This window comes from Microbacterium sp. C-MGS6 (genome assembly GCF_058140415.1).
The window spans coordinates 2158222-2176892 of record NZ_CM176934.1; the positions used below are offsets into that span (position 1 = coordinate 2158222).

At 69.5% G+C, this 18671-nt stretch carries 17 protein-coding genes and 2 tRNA genes; 2 read left to right on the top strand and 17 right to left on the bottom strand.

What is annotated here, in order from left to right:
- Positions 1-53: 53 nt before the first annotated feature.
- Together tig and AC3B5L_RS10545 are read right to left on the bottom strand one after the other, a co-directional pair.
- Positions 54-1532, bottom strand: coding sequence for a trigger factor (gene tig / locus AC3B5L_RS10540; protein ID WP_259954539.1), 1479 nt, complete (start codon positions 1530-1532; stop codon positions 54-56).
- Positions 1533-1592: 60 nt separating this feature from the next.
- Positions 1593-1666, bottom strand: a tRNA-Pro gene (locus AC3B5L_RS10545).
- A 94-nt stretch (positions 1667-1760) separates the two neighbouring features.
- On the opposite strand from AC3B5L_RS10545, the gene AC3B5L_RS10550 reads away from it, so the two are divergent.
- Together AC3B5L_RS10550 and AC3B5L_RS10555 are read left to right on the top strand one after the other, a co-directional pair.
- Positions 1761-1834 (top strand) — tRNA-Gly (locus AC3B5L_RS10550).
- 71 nt (positions 1835-1905) lie between these two features.
- On the top strand, positions 1906-3135 hold the full coding sequence (locus AC3B5L_RS10555; protein WP_490095735.1) for a hypothetical protein: 1230 nt from the start codon (positions 1906-1908) through the stop codon (positions 3133-3135).
- 56 nt (positions 3136-3191) lie between these two features.
- On the opposite strand, the gene AC3B5L_RS10560 is transcribed toward AC3B5L_RS10555, so the two are convergent.
- The 15 genes from AC3B5L_RS10560 to AC3B5L_RS10630 form a co-directional block, all read right to left on the bottom strand.
- Positions 3192-3545 (bottom strand): RNA polymerase-binding protein RbpA, encoded by a 354-nt coding sequence (locus tag AC3B5L_RS10560; protein ID WP_025105022.1) that lies wholly within the window; start codon positions 3543-3545, stop codon positions 3192-3194.
- Entirely contained in the window at positions 3545-3793 is a 249-nt protein-coding gene (gene secG, locus AC3B5L_RS10565) for a preprotein translocase subunit SecG (protein WP_025105023.1), read from the bottom strand. The genes AC3B5L_RS10560 and secG overlap by 1 nt, the downstream gene beginning before the upstream one ends.
- Before the next feature lie 80 nt (positions 3794-3873).
- Positions 3874-4665, bottom strand: a complete 792-nt coding sequence (tpiA, locus tag AC3B5L_RS10570) for a triose-phosphate isomerase (RefSeq protein ID WP_259954537.1) — start codon at positions 4663-4665, stop codon at positions 3874-3876.
- Positions 4656-5870 carry a phosphoglycerate kinase gene (locus AC3B5L_RS10575; protein ID WP_259962986.1) on the bottom strand — a complete coding sequence of 405 codons (1215 nt, stop codon included), beginning with the start codon at positions 5868-5870 and terminating at the stop codon, positions 4656-4658. The genes tpiA and AC3B5L_RS10575 overlap by 10 nt, the downstream gene beginning before the upstream one ends.
- A gap of 10 nt (positions 5871-5880) precedes the next feature.
- Positions 5881-6891 (bottom strand): type I glyceraldehyde-3-phosphate dehydrogenase, encoded by a 1011-nt coding sequence (gap, locus tag AC3B5L_RS10580; RefSeq protein WP_025105026.1) that lies wholly within the window; start codon positions 6889-6891, stop codon positions 5881-5883.
- A 115-nt stretch (positions 6892-7006) separates the two neighbouring features.
- A complete protein-coding gene (locus AC3B5L_RS10585; RefSeq protein ID WP_025105027.1) occupies positions 7007-7633 on the bottom strand; it encodes a superoxide dismutase in 627 nt (208 codons plus the stop codon).
- A gap of 163 nt (positions 7634-7796) precedes the next feature.
- Positions 7797-8774: a DNA-binding protein WhiA gene (gene whiA / locus AC3B5L_RS10590; protein ID WP_187661744.1), complete on the bottom strand. Its 978-nt coding sequence runs from the start codon at positions 8772-8774 to the stop codon at positions 7797-7799.
- 63 nt (positions 8775-8837) lie between these two features.
- Positions 8838-9710 (bottom strand): RNase adapter RapZ, encoded by an 873-nt coding sequence (gene rapZ, locus AC3B5L_RS10595; RefSeq protein ID WP_187661745.1) that lies wholly within the window; start codon positions 9708-9710, stop codon positions 8838-8840.
- 38 nt (positions 9711-9748) lie between these two features.
- On the bottom strand, positions 9749-11653 hold the full coding sequence (gene uvrC, locus AC3B5L_RS10600) for an excinuclease ABC subunit UvrC (protein WP_490095736.1): 1905 nt from the start codon (positions 11651-11653) through the stop codon (positions 9749-9751).
- The gene (gene uvrA, locus AC3B5L_RS10605) at positions 11653-14541 is read right to left on the bottom strand and encodes an excinuclease ABC subunit UvrA (RefSeq protein WP_187661747.1); all 2889 of its coding nucleotides are present in this window, start codon (positions 14539-14541) and stop codon (positions 11653-11655) included. The genes uvrC and uvrA overlap by 1 nt, the downstream gene beginning before the upstream one ends.
- Before the next feature lie 9 nt (positions 14542-14550).
- On the bottom strand, positions 14551-15126 hold the full coding sequence (locus AC3B5L_RS10610; protein ID WP_187661748.1) for a hypothetical protein: 576 nt from the start codon (positions 15124-15126) through the stop codon (positions 14551-14553).
- Positions 15123-16430 (bottom strand): DUF58 domain-containing protein, encoded by a 1308-nt coding sequence (locus tag AC3B5L_RS10615; RefSeq protein ID WP_280564091.1) that lies wholly within the window; start codon positions 16428-16430, stop codon positions 15123-15125. The genes AC3B5L_RS10610 and AC3B5L_RS10615 overlap by 4 nt, the downstream gene beginning before the upstream one ends.
- Positions 16427-17398, bottom strand: a complete 972-nt coding sequence (locus AC3B5L_RS10620) for an AAA family ATPase (RefSeq protein WP_490095737.1) — start codon at positions 17396-17398, stop codon at positions 16427-16429. Before AC3B5L_RS10620 ends, AC3B5L_RS10615 begins: the two co-directional genes overlap by 4 nt.
- Positions 17395-17868 (bottom strand): hypothetical protein, encoded by a 474-nt coding sequence (locus AC3B5L_RS10625; RefSeq protein WP_259954694.1) that lies wholly within the window; start codon positions 17866-17868, stop codon positions 17395-17397. Before AC3B5L_RS10625 ends, AC3B5L_RS10620 begins: the two co-directional genes overlap by 4 nt.
- Positions 17865-18617: a DUF4129 domain-containing protein gene (locus tag AC3B5L_RS10630; RefSeq protein ID WP_259954696.1), complete on the bottom strand. Its 753-nt coding sequence runs from the start codon at positions 18615-18617 to the stop codon at positions 17865-17867. The genes AC3B5L_RS10625 and AC3B5L_RS10630 overlap by 4 nt, the downstream gene beginning before the upstream one ends.
- Between the last annotated feature and the right edge of the window lie 54 nt (positions 18618-18671).

The following is an 18671-nucleotide window of genomic DNA, read 5'->3' on the forward strand; positions in this document are numbered from 1 at the left end:
TGAGAAAGAGGGCGGATGCCGCAGCACCCGCCCTCTTCACTCGACCGCGCCGATCACTCGGCGGTGTCGGCGTCCTTCTTGGCCGCAGCCTTCTTCGCAGCCGGCTTCTTGGCGGCGGGCTTCTTCGCCGCGGCGGGCTTCTCGTCCGCGTCGGCGTCCTTCTTGGCGGCCGCCTTCTTGGCCGGAGCCTTCTTCTTCGCGGCGGGCTTCTCCTCGGCCTCGGCGGCCTTCTCGCCCTCGGCCTCGGCCTCGTCGTCGGTCACGACGAAGTCGGAGAGGTCGACGGCCTTGCCGTTGGTGTCCACGACCTTGACCTTGCCCAGTGCGATCGCGAGCGCCTTGTTACGGGCGACCTCGCCGACCAGGGCCGGGAGCTGGTTCGAGGACTGCAGCGCCTCGACGAACTCCTGCGGCGCCATGCCGTACTGCGCGGCGGACTGGATGAGGTACTGCGAGAGCTCCTCCTGCGAGACCTGCACGTCGGCCTGCTCGGCGATCGTGTCGAGCAGCACCTGCGTGCGGAACTGCTTCTCGCTGGCCTCGGTCACCTCGGCGCGGTGCACGTCGTCCTCGAGACGACCCTCGCCCTCGAGGTGGTTGTGCACCTCGTCCTCGATGAGCTGCGGCGGGACCGGGATCTCGATCTGCGCGAGCAGCGTCTCGACGAGCTTGTCGCGGGCGGCGGAGCCCTGCGTGAAGACGCCCTGCTGCTCGACGCGCTCGCGCAGGCTGTCGCGCAGCTCCGCGATGGTGTCGAACTCGCTCGCGATCTGCGCGAACTCGTCGTCGGCCTCGGGAAGCTCGCGCTCCTTGACGGCCTTGACGGTGACGGAGACCTCCGCCTCCTTGCCGGCGTGGTCGCCACCGACGAGGGCGGAGCGGAAGGTGGTGTCCTCACCGGCGGTGAGCGACTCGATCGCGTCGTCGATGCCCTCGAGGAGCTCGCCGGAGCCGATCTCGTAGGAGACGCCCTCGGCGCGGTCGATCTCGCTGCCGTCGATCGTCGCGACGAGGTCCAGCTCGACGAAGTCGCCCTTGGCTGCGGGGCGGTCGACGGGGATGAGCGTGCCGAAGCGGGCGCGCATGTTCTCCAGCTCGGCGTCGAGGGCGGCCTCGTCGGCCTCCACGGCGTCGACCTCGAGGGTGATGCCCGCGTAGTCGGGGAGCTCGATCTCCGGGCGCACGTCGACCTCGACGTCGACGAGCAGGTCGCCCGAGAAGTCCTTCTCGTTGGGCCACTGCGTGATCTCGGCCGACGGACGACCGACGATGCGGAGCTTGTGCTCGGCGGTCGCCTCGCGGAAGAACTTGTCCAGGCCCTCGTTGACGGCGTGCTCGATGACGGCACCACGGCCGATGCGCTGGTCGATGATCGGAGCCGGCACCTTGCCCTTGCGGAAGCCGGGGATCTGGACGTCCTGCGCGATGTGCTCGTAGGCGTGCGCGATGCTCGGCTTGAGGTCGTCCGGGGTGACCGTGATGGTGAGCTTGACCCGGGTCGGGGTCAGCTTCTCGACGGTGCTGTTCGCCATGCTGGTGTGTTCTCCTTGTGGTTTCCGCGCAGAACGCGGCTGGAAGGTCGTGGGGTCGAGTCGGGGCGACAGGAGTTGAACCTGCGACCTCCCGCTCCCAAAGCGGGCGCTCTACCAAGCTGAGCTACGCCCCGGGGAATCCGCACGCAGATTCAGCCCCATCGAGTCTAACGGACAGGAGCACGCCCGACCGTCCGCTATGATCGATGGAGTCCGGACTCCGGTTCCGGGGGTGTAGCTCAATGGTAGAGTCTCAGTCTTCCAAACTGATTGCGCGGGTTCGATTCCCGTCACCCCCTCCACGTCGTCACCTCGGTCGAATACGCTGACAGGATCAGCTCCCGACCGGAAGGCCTGCCGAGATGAGCGCCTCGTGACCGCCCCTCCGCCGTCGGTTGCCGCGACCGCCACGGGGCCGGCTCCGGGTGGGCATCGTCTCCCGCCCGTCCTCTCCTCCGCGTCCGGCGTCCCCCGGCCGCCGCGCGACCGGCGAAGGCTGAAGGGCATCCTCGCCGGCGCCATCGGCACGGTCGTGGTGTTGACCGGTCTCGGCATCACGCAACTCGTGGCGAACCAGGGATACGACGAGGCCGCCAGCGCGGTCGAGGACGCCACCCGATCGGTGACCGCCCAGCAGACGGAACTCCGACAGCGGACCGCCGATCTGATCGCGGCGACGGACGCCGGGCATGTCATCATCGACACCGGCGCGCCCGCCCTCGCCGTTCCCGAGGACCTCTGGGCGGCCCTGGACTCCGCCGTGGCGGAGGGCGAGACCACGGGCGGCGAGGCCGAGGACGTCCTCGCGACGCGGCTCCCGGCCGACGAGACGAAACCCGGCTGGTTCTGGGACCTCTTCGCCGCGACGAGCCGTCTCGCCGAGGACCAGAGCATCCTGCGCGGCGTCGCCGAGTCGATGGACAGCGCCTCCACGTCCGCCGCCGCGAGCGTGGACGCGGTCCGGACGAACGGCGTGGCCGTGCTCACCACCGCGGCCGAGGCCGCCGGCGCCTTCGAGAGCGCGCATCCGTCGACCCGCAACGCCGCCGTGATCGCTCTGCGCGGAGCCGCCGCGGATGCTCTCGCCGTCACCGAGGTCGACGACGCGGCTGCGGCCGCCTACGTCGCCCTGCAGAAGGCGGCCACCGATGTCGTCGCGGCCGAGGACGCGGAGCTCGCGGAGAAGGCGGGCCCACTGCGGAACGCCCGGCTCGAGATCGAGGCCTTCGCCCGCTCGCTCGCGCCCGGCGTCCTGTTGGAGTTCGACTGGGCACCCGTCGTCAACGGCGCCGGGTACAACGGCAGCATGGGCGGCTACACCACCTGGTGGTGGGACGAGCCGGGACGCGCGGTCATCGAGCTGTCGAACTCGGTCGCGGAGCAGTGGCCCGCAGAGCGCAGCAGAGCGCTCGTCGCCCACGAGGTGGGTCATGCCATCAGCGTGAAGTGTCAGGACATGTACGACCCGTCCACGCAGGACAGCATCGAGAAGTGGGCGACGGCCTGGGCCATAAGCATGGGGTTCACGGACGACGCCAACGGCGTATGGGCCTACGGGTATCCCCCGCAGAACTACATCGACGCCGCGGCCGGCTGCCGTTGAGACGGAAGAAGCCGCCGTGATCATCACGGCGGCTTCTCCTCTCGCTCAGTCGGCGGTCACTGACCCCGACGCTCGCGCAGCTGAGTGAGGGCGTCCTCCAGGAGCTGGACGGCCTCTTCGTCCGTCCGGCGCTCCTTCACGTAAGCGAGGTGCGTCTTGTACGGCTCGGCCTTCGCGACGGCGGGAGGGTTCTCCTTGTCGCGCCCGGCCGGGAGACCCGACTGCGGGTGGTCGATGATCTCCGGGATCTCCTCCTCGGGGAGGCCGGCGGCGAAGTAGCGCACCGTCTCGTTGCCGAGGCCGTCCCAGTACGACACCGCGATGCGGTCGGCGTGATAGCCGTGGTCCTGCTCGCCCATGGGACCGGAACCGACACGGGTACCGCGGATCGCGTTTCCACCGGTAGCCATCAGATCACCTCGAACTTCGTGATGAGGCCGAGCGCCACGATGGCGATGAACCACGTGAGCGCCAGGACGACGGTGAAGCGGTTCAGGTTCCGCTCCGCGAGACCGGAGGAGCCGACCGCAGTGGTCATGCCGCCGCCGAACATGTCGGACAGGCCGCCACCGCGACCCTTGTGCAAGAGGATGAGGAGAGTCAGCAGGACGCTGGTGATGCCCAGCACGACCTGCAGGACGAACTCGAGAATTGCCACGGAAAGAGCCTTTCGCTGGGGCCGGAGCGCCCCCGTAACGGTCAAGTATACGGTGCAGCGGGACCGGAGCCCCGCCGCACTCACACGCCGACGTGCTTCTCGAAACGGATGATCGCCGCGAACTCGTCGACGACGAGGCTCGCGCCGCCGACCAGAGCGCCGTCCACGTCGGGCTCGCGCATGAAGCTGGCGATGTTCGCCGCCTTGACGGAGCCGCCGTAGAGGATGCGGGTGCGCGCAGCCGCCTCGTCGCCGAGGACCTTCGCGATCACGCCGCGGAGTGCCGCGCACACGTCCTGCGCCTGCTGCGGCGTGGCCGCCCGACCCGACCCGATGGCCCAGACCGGCTCATACGCGACGACGATGTCGGCCGAGGGCGAGACGCCCTGCAGCGCGGCCTCGAGCTGTCCGGCCGGAACCGCGCTGGCGCCGAACTTCTCCAGGTCCTCCGCCGTCTCACCGACGCAGATCACCGGGGAGAGGCCGTGCTTGAGAGCAGCCTTCACCTTGCCGGCCACGATCTCGTCGGACTCGGCGTGGTACTCGCGACGCTCGGAGTGTCCGATGATGACGTACTTCGCGTCGAGCTTCGCCAGGAACGCGCCGGAGATCTCGCCGGTGTACGCCCCGGAGTCGTGCGCCGAGACGTCCTGCGCACCGAACGCGAACGGGATCTTGTCCGCGTCGATGAGCGTCTGCACGCTGCGGATGTCGGTGAAGGGCGGGAAGACCGCCACCTCCACGGATCCGTCCTCGTGCTTGGCGTCCTTCAGCGTCCAGTGCAGCTTCTGCACGAACGCCACCGCCTGCAGGTGATCCAGGTTCATCTTCCAGTTGCCCGCGATCAGCGGGGTACGGGAGCTCACGCCCATCCGAGGACCTCCAGCCCAGGTAGTTTCTTGCCCTCGAGGAATTCGAGGCTCGCGCCGCCGCCGGTCGAGATGTGCCCGAACTGGTCGTCGGTGAATCCGAGCTGACGGACGGCTGCGGCGGAGTCGCCGCCACCGACCACGCTGAGGCCGTCGACCTCGGTCAGCGCCTGCGCGACCGCCTTCGTCCCTGCGGCGAAGGCCGGGAACTCGAACACGCCCATCGGGCCGTTCCAGAACACGGTCTTCGATCCGCGGATGACCTCGGCGAAGCGCGCCGCGGTGTCCGGCCCGATGTCGAGGCCGATGCCCGACGAACCGAACGCCGTCTCCTCGATCGCGTCCGCGGGGGCCACCTCGTGGTCCGCGTCGGCGCCGAAGGACGCGGCGACGACCACGTCGGTGGGGAGCACGAGCTCCACGCCGCGCTCGGCCGCCTCGGCGATGTATCCGCGCACGGTCTCGAGCTGGTCCTCCTCGAGGAGGCTCGACGCGACGGCATGCCCCTGCGCCTTCAGGAAGGTGAAGAGCATGCCGCCGCCGACCAGGATGCGGTCGACCCGCGGGAGCAGGTGCGAGATGACTCCGAGCTTGTCGCTCACCTTGGACCCGCCGAGCACCACCGCGTACGGCCGCTCCGGATTCTCCGTCAAGCGGTCGAGCACGTCGAGCTCGGTCGCGATCAGGAGGCCGGCCGCCGAGGGCAGCAGCTTCGCGAGGTCGTAGACGCTCGCCTGCTTGCGGTGCACGACGCCGAAGCCGTCGGACACGAGCACGTCGCCCAGCTCCGCGAGCTGGGCCGCGAAAGCACCACGCTCGGCCTCGTCCTTCGAGGTCTCCCCCGGGTTGAACCGGAGGTTCTCGATCACGACGACCTGGCCGTTCTCGAGGGACGCCACGGCGTCCTTCGCGGCTTCGCCGACCGTGTCGCCCGCGAAGGCGACCGGTGCGCCGAGCAGCTCGGACAGTCGCTGCGCGACCGGCTCCAGGCTGAACTGCGGATCGGGCGCGCCCTCGGGGCGTCCGAGGTGCGAGCAGACGACGACGCGGGCGCCCGCGTCGATGAGGGTCTTCAGGGTCGGCAGCGAGGCGCGGACACGGCCATCGTCCGTGATGATCCCGTCCCGCAGGGGGACGTTCAGATCACAACGGACGATGACGCGCTTGCCCTCGAGCGAACCCAGTGAGTCCAGGGTGCGCAGAGTCATGTGTCGGAGCTCAGATGCGCTCGGCGACGTACTCGGTCAGGTCGACGAGACGGTTGGAGTAGCCCCACTCGTTGTCGTACCAGCTCGACACCTTGATCAGGTTGCCGCTGACGTTGGTGAGCGTGGAGTCGAAGATCGACGAGTGCGGGTTGTGCACGATGTCGCTCGACACGATCGGGTCCTCGTTGTACTGCAGGTACCCGGCCAGACGACCCTCGGCCGCAGCCTTCTTGTAGGCCTCGTTGACCTCGTCCACCGTCAGGTTCTCGCGGTCCGTGATGAGCGTCAGGTCGACGATCGAGCCCGTGGGAACCGGCACGCGGTAGGACGAGCCGCTGAGCTTGCCGTTCAGCTCGGGCAGCACGAGGCCGATGGCCTTCGCAGCCCCCGTCGAGGCCGGCGTGATGTTGATCGCGGCGGCGCGGGCGCGGCGGAGGTCCTTGTGCGGGCCGTCCTGCAGGTTCTGGTCCGCGGTGTATGCGTGCGCCGTCATCATGAAGCCGCGGTCGATGCCGAAGGCGTCGTTGAACACCTTGGCCAGCGGCGCGAGGCAGTTCGTGGTGCAGGAGGCGTTGGAGATGATGTGGTCCGTCTCCGGGTTGTAGGTCTCCTCGTTCACACCCATGACGATGGTGCGGTCGTCACCGGTGGCCGGAGCCGAGATGAGGACCTTCTTCGCACCGGCGTCGATGTGCTTGCGCGCGGCGTCGGCGTTGGTGAAGAAGCCGGTGGACTCGATGACGATGTCCACGCCCAGCTCGCCCCACGGGAGGTTGGCGGGGTCGCGCTCTGCGAAAGCCTTGATCTCCTTGCCGTCGACGGTGATGCTGTCGTCGTCGTACGTGATCTCGGCGTCGAGGACGCCGCTGACCGAGTCGTACTTCAGCAGGTGCGCCAGGGTCTTGTTGTCGGTGAGGTCGTTGACCGCGACGATCTCAAGGTCTGCTCCCTGCGCGAGAGCTGCGCGGAAGTAGTTGCGTCCGATGCGGCCGAAGCCGTTGATACCGATCTTGACAGACACTCAGGTCTCCCTGTTTCTCATGCGCCGAGCGCCGCCGTCGAGCGTGCGCCATGCGCGGGTTTTTTGGCTGAGATGGCGCCCCGACGAGCCGTGGGCCCGCCGGGACGCGACCCGATTACGACAGTACCAGCAGGCCGTTCGTCTGCTGACGGGCGACCTCGAGGCGCTGGGCGACGTTCTCCCAGTTGGCGATGTTCCACGCGGCCTTGACGTAGTCGGCCTTCACGTTGAGGTAGTCGAGGTAGAAGGCGTGCTCCCACATGTCCAGCTGGAACAGCGGGATGGTGCCCTGCGCGGTGTTCGACTGCTGGTCGAACAGCTGCTGGATGATCAGGCGCGAGCCGATCGAGTCCCAGCTCAGCACTGCCCAGCCGGAACCCTGGATGCCGGTGGCGGCGGCGGTGAAGTGCGCCTGGAACTTCTCGAAGGAGCCGAAGTACTCGTCGATGGCGGCCTTGAGCTCGCCCTCGGGCTGGCCGCCGCCGTTCGGCGAGAGGTTGGTCCAGAAGATCGAGTGGTTGACGTGCCCGCCGAGGTTGAAGGCGAGGTCCTTCTCGAGCTTGTTCACGTTCGCGAGGTTGCCGCTCTCACGGGCCTCGGCGAGCTGCTCCAGGGCCGTGTTGGCGCCCGCGACGTAGGTCGCGTGGTGCTTGTCGTGATGCAGCTCCATGATCTTGCCGCTGATGTGCGGCTCGAGAGCGGCGAAGTCGTAGGGAAGGTCGGGGAGCGTGTAGGTTGCCATATCGCATTCATCCAATCCGCGCCGCGCCGCGGCGCTTGCCGATGCTCCGCGTCGCCGATGTGCGACGGAGAGCGGACGACTTTCATCCTACTGACGACAACGCACCGGGTGTCCGGATCCTTCCGGGGGTTGACACGCCGTCCGGGAGACGGTGGCAGCCGGGTCAGACGTCGAGCCCCGCGGGGACGGCGGCCTCGGTCCCCGGGATGCCCTCCTGCTGCGCGCGCTTGTCGGCCATCGCCAGCAGGCGGCGGATGCGGCCGGCCACGGCGTCCTTCGTGAGCGGAGGGTCGGCGTGGTGGCCGAGCTCGTCGAGGCTGGCGTCGCGGTGCGCGAGGCGGAGCTCGCCGGCCACGCGGAGGTGATCGGGCACCTCATCCGCCAGGATCTCGAGGGCGCGCTCGACCCGGGCGCATGCCGCCACGGCGGCCTGCGCGGAACGGCGGAGGTTCGCGTCATCGAAGTTGACGAGACGGTTCACACCGGCGCGCACCTCACGGCGCTGCCGCAGCTCCTCCCACGCGAGAGCGGTGCGCTGGGCACCCATCTCGCTGAGGATGGTGCGGATGGCCTCCCCCTCGCGCACGACGACGCGAGGAAGCCCGCGGACCTCACGCGCCTTCGCGGCGACACCGAGGCGGTGGGCCGCGCCCACGAGTGCCATGGCCGCCTCGGACGACGGGCAGGCGACCTCGAGCATGGCGGAGCGGCCCGGCTCGCTGAGCGAGCCGGCGGCGAGGAAGGCACCGCGCCAGAGTCCGGCGACCTCGGCGCGGGAACCCGTGGTGAGGCGGTTCGGGAGCCCGCGGACCGGGCGGCGTCGCTGGTCGAGAAGCCCCGTCTGGCGGGCCAGCGTCTCCCCCTGCGCGATGACGCGGACGGCCCACCGGGCGCCGTCGTTGGCGGTGCTCGACTGCACCTGGGCGATCTCCGGACGGACGCCGTAGATCTCGGCGAGGTCTCGGGCCACACGACGGGCGAGGGTCTCGGCATCCACCTCCGCCTCCACCGCCACCCGGCCGGCGATGGAGTGCAGGCCACCGGCGAACCGGAGGATGGCCGTCACCTCAGCGACGCGCACCGTGGGGGGTGCATTGCGGATGCTGACGAGCTCAGCCTTGACGTCGGTGGTTAGTGCCACGAGACTCCTTCACGTTCACGCGCCGGGTCGCGACGCAAACCTCCAGCTTACTCGGTCGGGGGCCTATTCCCTGCCGAGGTCACGGTGGCGGACGTTGACCGCGACGCCCGGGATTCCCGCCAGTCGACGGGCGAGCTCCTCGGACATGGCGACCGAACGGTGCTTGCCGCCCGTGCACCCGATGGCGATCGTGGAGTGGCTCTTGTTCTCGCGCTGATACCCCTCGAGGACCGGCACGAGAGCCTTCGCGTAGGCGTCGAGGAACTCCTCCGCGCCGTCGCGGGAGAGCACGTACTCCCGCACCGTCTCATCCTGTCCGGTGAGACCGCGCAGGTCTTCATTCCAGTACGGATTCGGCAGGAAGCGCATGTCCGCCACGACGTCCACATCGGTGGGAAGCCCGTATTTGAACCCGAAGCTGAGAAGCGTGACGCGGTGCCGGGCCTCGCCCTCCTCGGAGAAGATGTCGGACACCTTCGTCGCCAGCTGATGGATGTTCAACGCCGTCGTGTCGATCACGAGGTCTGCGGCCTCGCGGATCGGCGCCAGCCGGGTGCGCTCGATGCGGATGCCGTCGAGAAGCGTCCCGTCGCCCTGCAGAGGGTGCGGACGACGCACCGCCTCGAAGCGTCGGACGAGCACGTCGTCGGAGGCGTCGAGGAAGAGCACGCGGATCGATCCACGGGTGCGCAGCACTCGCGCCACGCCGGGGAAGTCGTCGAAGAGGTTGCGACCGCGGACATCGACGACCGCGGCGACCTTCGGCAGCGAATCCCCGCCCATGCCGGTGAGGTCGAGCAGCGGTCGGAGGATCTGCGGCGGCAGGTTGTCCACGACGTACCAGCCGAGATCCTCCAGCGCGTTCGCCACCGTGGTGCGACCGGCGCCGGACATCCCGGTGACGATGAGGAACTCGCCCTTCTCCCCGTCAGACATCGCTACTCACTGCTCCTTCTCCCCCTCGGCCTCCCAGCCTAGCGAGTGGACAGGTGCGTATGGATGTTCTGAGCCAGCACCGGGCCGATCCCCTGGACCTCTTGGATCTGATGGGGTTCGGCGGCGCGCAGCGCGGTGACCGAGCCGAAGTGCTTGAGGAGGACCTTGATCCGTGAGGCCCCGAGACCGGGGACCTCGGCGAGCACCGTCGTGATGTCCTTCTTGCGCTTCTTCCGCTGATGGACGATGGCGAAGCGGTGGGCCTCGTCACGAAGCCGCTGAAGCAGGTAGAGCGATTCGCTGGTCCGCGGAAGGATGACGGGGAAGTCGTCGCCGGGGAGCCAGATCTCCTCGAGGCGCTTGGCGATGCCGCACACGGCGATCTCGGTGTGCCCGGCGTCGCGGAGGGCCCGAGCGGCGGCCTCGACCTGGGGCTGCCCGCCGTCCACGAGCAGCAGCTGCGGCGGATAGGCGAAGCGAGGCTTGCGGCGCACCCCCGCCTCGCCGACGTCTTCCGCGACCACCTCGTCGGTGGTGGGATCGACGGTCTCCTGCTCTTCCGGGCGGTCGAGGTAGGCGAGCCGACGACGCAGCACCTGGTACATGGAGTCGGTGTCGTCGGTCGTCTCCGCGATGTTGAAGGTGCGGTACTGGTCCTTCCGCGGAAGACCATCTTCGAACACGACCATGGACGCCACGACATTCGTGCCGCCGAGGTGCGAGATGTCGAAGCACTCGATCCGGAGCGGCGCCTCCTCCATACCCAGCGCCTCCTGCAGATCGGTGAGCGCCTGGGTACGGGCGACGTAGTCGCTGGTACGCCGGGTCTTGTGCCGGATCAGCGCCTGCTGGGCGTTCAGCGTGGCCGTGCGCATGAGATCAGCACGCTGACCACGATGCGCCACCGCGATCTCGACCTTCCGGCCTCGGCGTTCCCGCAGCCACACCTCGAGCTCGGACGCATCGTCGGGGAGCACGGGCACCAGGATGCGACGCGGCACGTCCTGAGCTTCCCCGTACGCCTGCTGGAGAACCTGCTCCACGAGCTCTCCGCCCGTGATGTCGATCTCCTTCTCGATCGTCAGAGCACGCACGCCGCGGACACGACCTCCGCGGATGACGAAATGCTGCACGGCGGCCGCGAGTTCGTCCTCGGCGATACCGAACAGGTCCGCGTCCTCGTCCGCGGGCAGCACGAGAGCGCTCTTGCCGAGCACGGCCTCGATCGCCGAGAGCTTGTCGCGGTACTTCGCCGCCGCCTCGTAGTCCATGGCGGCCGACGCGGCGAGCATGCGCTGGGTGAGTTCCCGGGCGAACCGCTCGTCGCCACCCGCCATGAAGGCGACGAAGTCGTCGACCATGGCCCGGTGCTCCTCGATCGACACCGTCATCGAACACGGCCCGCCGCACTTGCCGATCTGCCCCGGGAAGCACGGGCGTCCCGTCTGCATCGCCCGCTTGTAGCTCGCGTCGCTGCACGTGCGGATCGGGAACGCCTTGATCATCAGGTCGATGGTCTCGTGCACCGCCCAGACCTTCGGGTACGGGCCGAAGTAGCGGGCGCCGGGGATCTTCCGGTTCCGGGTCACGAGCACGCGCGGCGCCTCGTCCCCCATCGTCACGGCCATGAACGGGTACGACTTGTCGTCCCGGTACTTGACGTTGAACGGCGGATCGAACTCCTTGATCCACATGTACTCGAGCTGCAGCGAGTCGACGTCCGTGGGTACGACCGTCCACTCCACCGACGCCGCCGTCGTCACCATCCGGCGCGTGCGCTCGTGCAGCGTCCGCAGCGGAGCGAAGTAGTTCGACAGCCGCTGACGGAGGTTCTTCGCCTTGCCGACGTACAGCACGCGGCCGTTGGCGTCACGGAACCGGTACACCCCCGGGTCGGTCGGTATCTCGCCGGCCCGGGGTTTGTACGGCAGGACGTCGGCCATCAGCTGGCCTTCCGCGCAGAGCGCCCCTCACCCAGGATCTCGGCGAGGAACTGGCCGGTGTGGCTCTCCTCGACCCGCGCGATCTGCTCCGGCGTGCCGGTGGCGAGGATCGTGCCGCCGCCGGAGCCGCCCTCGGGACCGAGGTCGATCACCCAGTCGGCCGACTTGATCACGTCGAGGTTGTGCTCGATGACGATGACCGTGTTGCCCTTGTCGACCAGACCGTTCAGCACCTCGAGGAGCTTGCGCACGTCTTCGAAGTGCAGACCCGTCGTCGGCTCGTCGAGCACGTAGATGCTCCGACCGTTGCTGCGGCGCTGGAGCTCGGTCGCGAGCTTCACGCGCTGCGCCTCACCGCCGGAGAGCGTGGTCGCCGACTGCCCGAGGCGGACATATCCCAGCCCCACATCGACCAGGGTCTTCATGTAGCGGTGGATGGCCTGGATCGGCTCGAAGAACTCGGCCGCCTCCTCGATCGGCATCTCCAGCACCTCGGCGATGTTCTTGCCCTTGTAGTGCACAGCAAGGGTGTCGCGGTTGTACCTCTTGCCGTGACACACCTCGCAGTCCACGTACACGTCCGGGAGGAAGTTCATCTCGATCTTGATCGTGCCGTCACCGGAGCAGGCCTCACAGCGTCCGCCCTTGACGTTGAAGCTGAAGCGCCCGGGCTGGTAGCCGCGGACCTTCGCCTCGGGCGTCTCGCTGAAGAGCGTGCGGATGCGATCGAAGACGCCGGTGTAGGTCGCCGGGTTAGATCGCGGGGTGCGGCCGATCGGCGCCTGGTCGACGTGCACGACCTTGTCGAGGTTGTCGAGCCCGGTCACGCGCGTGTGCTTGCCCGGCACCGTCCGCGCCCCGTTGAGTCGCGAGGCGAGCACCTGGTACAGGATGTCGTTCACGAGGGACGACTTCCCGGATCCGCTGACGCCCGTGACCGCCGTGAGCACGCCGAGCGGGAAGTCGGCCGTGACGTTGCGGAGGTTGTTGGCGCGTGCGCCCACGACGCTCAGCATGCGCTTCTTGTCGATCTTCCGGCGCTTCGCCGGCATCGGGATCTCCCGACGGCCGGAGAGGTAGTCGCCGGTCATGGAGTCGGTGTCGGCGAGCAGCGCGGAGTAGGGCCCGGAGTGGACCACGGCGCCGCCGTTCACGCCGGCGCCCGGACCGATGTCGACCACCCAGTCCGCCGCCTCGATCGTCTCCTCGTCGTGCTCGACGACGATCAGGGTGTTCCCCAGGTCGCGCAGAGTGAGCAGTGTCTCGATGAGTCGACGGTTGTCGCGCTGATGAAGGCCGATGGAGGGCTCGTCCAGCACGTAGAGCACCCCGGTCAGGCCGGAGCCGATCTGCGTCGCGAGCCGGATGCGCTGCGCCTCACCACCCGACAGGGAGCCTGCGGAGCGGCTCAGGTTGAGGTACGACAGCCCCACCTGGAGGAGGAAGTCGAGACGCAGGCGGATCTCACGGAGCACCTGGGCGGCGATCTTGGCCTCGCGCTCGGTGAGCTGCAGCTTCTCCATGAACGCCCGGGCGTCGGCGAGACTGAGGTGCGAGACCTCGGCGATGGAGTGACCGTGCACCTGCACGGCCAGCACCTCGGGCTTCAGCCGGTCGCCGTTGCACACCGGACACGGAACCTCTCGGAGGTACTCGCCCCACCGGCTGCGCTGCGTGTCGGACTCGGCCTGCAGGTACTGCCGCTCGATGTAGGGCACCACGCCCTCGAAGCCGGACGCGTACCGCATCTCACGGCCGTAGCGGTTCTTCCACTTGACGGTGACCTTGTAGTTCTCTCCGCGCAGCACCGCTTCCTTGACGTCGGAGTGCAGGTCCCGCCACGGGGTGTCGAGGGAGAAGTCGAGGTCTCGCGAGAGTCCTTCGAGCAGCCGCTCGTAGTACTGGAAGAGCCCCTTGCCCTGGGTGGTCCAGGGGATGATGACGCCTTCGCGGATCGAGAGGTCCTCGTCACCGAGCATCAGGTCCACGTCGACGGACATGCGCGTGCCGAGGCCCGAGCATGCGGGGCAGGCGCCGAACGGCGCGTTGAAGGAGAACGTGCGCGGCTCGATCTCGGTGAGGGTGAGCGCGTGTCCGTTGGGGCACGCCAGCTTCTCCGAGAAGGTCTGCCACGCGTCGTCGCCCTCGCCGTCCACGTAATTGATCTGCACGACGCCGCCGGCGAGCCCGAGGGCGGTCTCCACGGAGTCGGTGACGCGCCCGAGGATGTCCGGCGAGGCGACGAGACGGTCGACGACCACGGCGATGTCGTGCTTGTAGCTCTTCTTGAGCGTCGGCGGCTCGGCCAGCTGGATGAGCTCGCCGTCGACGATCGCGCGCGAGTAGCCCTTCGCCCCCAGCTCGCGGAAGAGGTCGACGAACTCGCCCTTCTTCTGCGAGACGATCGGCGCCACGACCTGGTACCGGGTGCGCTCCGGAAGCTCCATGAGCTGGTCGGCGATCTGCTGCACCGTCTGGCGCTGGATCTTCTCGCCGCAGACCGGGCAGTGCGGCACGCCGATACGCGCCCAGAGCAGGCGCATGTAGTCGTAGATCTCGGTGATGGTGCCGACCGTCGACCGCGGGTTGCGGTTCGTCGACTTCTGATCGATCGACACCGCCGGGCTCAGCCCCTCGATGAAGTCGACGTCCGGCCGGTCGACCTGGCCGAGGAACTGCCGGGCGTAGGCGCTCAACGACTCGACGTACCGGCGCTGCCCCTCGGCGAAGATCGTGTCGAAGGCGAGGCTGGACTTCCCCGATCCGGAGAGGCCGGTGAAGACCACCAGCGAGTCGCGGGGGATGTCGATGTCGACGTTCTTGAGATTGTGTACGCGGGCGCCGCGGACACTGAGTTTTCCTGGGGAAGCAACGGGGACGATGGGCACCGAACAAGTCTACGAGGGGCCACGGACATCGGCTCCGAGAACGCCGTACGCGCCTGGTGCGGACGCCGCCGCGCCCGCCCGTCTCGCCGCACGGAGGGCGACCAGGATCCCGCCGAGCAGCGCCGCCGCGGCGAACGGAGCCAGGATCACGACCTCGGGGGTGTCCGGCCGCTCGGCGAGCAGCCAGACGCCGAACGCCAGCGGCTGCGCGATCAGCTGAACAGCGAGGAAGCGGCCGGCACTCGGAAGCAGGACGGACAGGGCCACGCGCGAGGAGAGCGGCACCACGAGGCTCAGCGACGCGCAGACATGCAGGGCGTGCACGAACAGCAGAGCCAGCGCGGTCCGGGAGGGATCCGGTTCCGAGAGGATCACGCCGAACGGGAGGCAGGCCAGCGCCACCCAGGCGGCGAGACTGCGGGGGATCGCGACGGCGACGGCAGCGGCGAGCACCGCGATGCCCTGCCACAGCGGGAAGGGGATCAGGAGCAGTGCTCCCCCGGCGGCCAGGGCGACCACTGCCAGCCGGAGGACGGCCCCCGGGACCGCGACACCGGCGCGGAAAGAGCGGACGGCGCGAGTCATCGGCGCCCCTTCCCGCGACGCGCAAGACGGCGGGCGGCACGGCGCATCGCGGCATCGAGACCACCGGACCACGGCACCACCTCGATGCCGGCATGTCTCAGCTCGGCCAGGACGTCGGTGCGCTCGGCGAGCAGAGTGCGCAGGGCGATCCGCTGCTCGCGACTGAGGCGGCTCTCCTCGGGAGTCGGAAGCACATCGACGGCGATGACGGCGTGGCCGGCGGCGCGCCAGCTGGTCGCCAGCCGTGCCGCCACCCCGTCGACGAACGTCGAGAGCACGAAGACGATCGACCCTGGCGGCACGGCCGGGGACCGCCGATAGGACGGATCGGTGCCGATGCCGGTCGCGGCGATCGCGCGGCGCACACGGGCGAGGTGCCGGGCGCCACCGCCGGAGGGCAGCGAGAGGCCGTCCGGAGAGAGCGCGTGATAGGCCACGCGGTCGCCCACGCCGATCGCCGCGGTGGCGATGGCGAGGGCCGTTTCCCGCGCGAGATCGAGTGAGGTCACTCCGGAGCGATCGGGGTCGCCGCTCCCCCACGCGGCCACGGCGGCACCGAGATCTTCGGCGGTGTCGATCGCGAGCACGACCGACGAGTCGCTCAGCGCGTCGTCCCTGCGCACCAGGAGATCTCCTGGTCGACGTGCGGCGCGGGCGGTCGCGCGCCAGTCGACCCGACGGAGCTCGTCTCCGGGGACGAAGGGCTGGATATCCCGGAAGTCGCCACCCTGCCCCGGGCGGGAACCCGGATGCGACCCGTGCAGTCCGGTGAGCCGCGGCGCCACCGGGAGGCTGCCGATCCGCACCGCGCGCGGCGGCGCGTTCCAGGGGAGCGCCGTCCGAGGGACGATATCGGAGACCCACGCGCCGTCGAGACTCGACCCCCGCAGGGTCACGGCGAGCGGCTCACTCGGACCCGAATGCTGCAGCACGCCGCGCGCCGTGAGACAGGCCGTTCCCGGTCGGACATCCACGAGACCGGTTCGCTGCCCATCCTGATCCACGGCGATCTGCACCGCATCCGCCGCCAGCACCACATCCGCGGCGGTCTGCACTTCCGGGCGATCGACGCTGCCGGCCGCGTGCGCGCGCAGAGCGATTCGCGCTTCTCCGGGGCTCGGGCGGCGGAGGAGCGCCCACGCGGCGGCCAGCGCCAGCGGCAGGCCCATGGCGACGATATCCGGACGGGAGAAGGCGAGCCCCACCGCGGCGATGATCGCCGCGCCGCCGATGCCGAGAGCGATGACCGGCGTCCGCCGCCAGGCGACCGCGGTCGCCGTCTGCACCGCCGCCTCGTCCGTCACGGGGCCGCCGCGACGGTCGGAGGCACGGCCGTCCGCGCCAAGGCCGCGTCGACGACCGTCCGCGGGTCCACTCCCTGTGCCCAGGCCCGCGGCGTCAGGGTCAATCGATGCGCGAGGACCGGCACCGCGACGCGCTTGAGGTCGTCCGGCCGTACATATGCCCGCCCGTCCAGCGCGGCGAGCGCGCGTCCGAGGAGGATGAGCGCCTGCGAACCACGCGGGGAGGCGCCGACGGCCACCGTCGCCGCCTCGCGTGTCGCCCGCGTGAGCTCGACACCGTATCGCACGACATCGCGGTCGACGTGGATGCCCTCGACCGCTGCTTGGATCCGCCGCAGGCCGTCGGCGTCCACTACGGGCTCGACCTCGACATCCGGGCTCTGCCGCTCCACACGGTCGAGGATGATCCGCGCTTCCTCCTCCGGCTGCGGGTACCCCACCGCGAGCCGCACCATGAAGCGATCGAGCTGCGCCTCCGGCAACGCGTACGTCCCCTCGTACTCGATCGGGTTCGATGTGGCGATCACGTGGAACGGACGCGGGAGCGGAAACCTGTTGCCCTCCACCGTCACCTGGTGCTCGGCCATCGCCTCGAGCATCGCCGACTGTGTCTTCGGCGTCGTCCGGTTGATCTCGTCCGCAAGCAGCAGTCCCGTGAAGATCGGACCGGGGCGGAAGGCGAAGTCCCCGGTGAAAGGCGCGTAGACGTAGGAACCGGTGACATCGCCCGGCAACATGTCGGGTGTGCACTGCAGCCGACGGAAGTCCAGCCCGAGCGCACCCGCGAGGCTGCGCGCGGCGAGCGTCTTGCCGAGGCCGGGAACGTCCTCGAAGAGCACGTGGCCGCCCGCCAGGATCGCGGCCAGCGCGATCGTCAGGGGCTCGTCCATCCCGACGACGGCCGTCTTGACGCCCGCGAGCACGCGGCGTCCGACATCGGCGATCTGCGTGGTTTCGTCGGTGGTCATGTTGTCTCCTCCGTGTCGATGGGGATGCGGTCGAGGGCGTCGAGGACGCGCTCGATGTCCACGCGTTGCACTTCTCGCGCATGCAGGGAGGCGCGGACACCGTCTCCCAGCACCGCGTCGATACGCGGGTGGTCCTGAGGGTCATCGAGGTCGAGGCCGAGATGCGCGAGGCGCCGACGGACCACGCCCTGCACGCGTCGGACGACGACATGGCCCGCGACGCCGGTGCGGGTGTTGATCGCCCACGCCAACCGCGACACGTCCGAGCCACGGCCCTCCGCTCGGGGCGCCTCCGGCGGCCACACGACCACCTCGTCGACGAAGGCCTGGCGGGTGGCCGCGACGATAGCGAGCAGGATGAGGGTCCATGCGACGGCGAAGGGGGCGGGCACTCCGAAGGTGAGCATCACGACGAGAAGACCAGCGGCGACGAGGGCGCTGAGGAGAGCCAGGACGATCCTCCCTCTCATCGCCACCCCGCCTTGATGCCGCGAAGCGCGTCGGCGGCGCTCCGCCGGTCGCCTTCGTCTGCGATCAGCCCGCCGAAGCGCACCCGCTCATAGAGGCGTTGCAGGACCGCGACGTCCGCGGCGATGCCGTGGCGCCCGCCGATCACCCGGGCGGTGAATTCTGCCGGCGTCTCCGTCGGAGCGCGCCCCTGACCGGCGTCGGCGGCGGATTCCTCCAAGCCGATCCACGCCGCGACGATCGCGTCACCGGGTACTGGTCGTTCGCTGACCGTGCGAAGCGCATCGGAGACCCCGCGGCGGATGGTCACCTCGTCAGGGAGGATATCCGGCGACGTGGGGCTGGCACCCGGCCCGGCAGCCGCGGCATCGCGGCGTGCGAGCGGACGGTCCCGCCACAGCCGCACGAGGAATCGGATGAGCTGGCGAACGACCACGACGACGAGCGCGAGGACGGCCAGCCCCAGCACGAGACCGAAGACCATGCCGAGCACCTGCGCGAGAACCGGATCCCCCCATGATTCCGGAGGCAGCGGTGTCTCCGTCGCCGTCGGGGCGGGGAGCACGACGTTCTCCTGGGGCGGCGATGTGCTCTCGGCCTCCGTCGACGCGAACTGCGGGGTGCCCTGCACGGCCGCGGCGAACATGAGGAGACCGAACAGTCCGGCCACGGCGGCGAGGCCGAGGAGCATCGGCGGCCCCGGTCGACGCACACGCTCCGGCGCGGGGACCGGAGGCTCGGGGCGCGACATGCCTCCCACCCTAGGGGTGCGCAGGCGAGCACCAGCGCTTCATATCGGGATGCC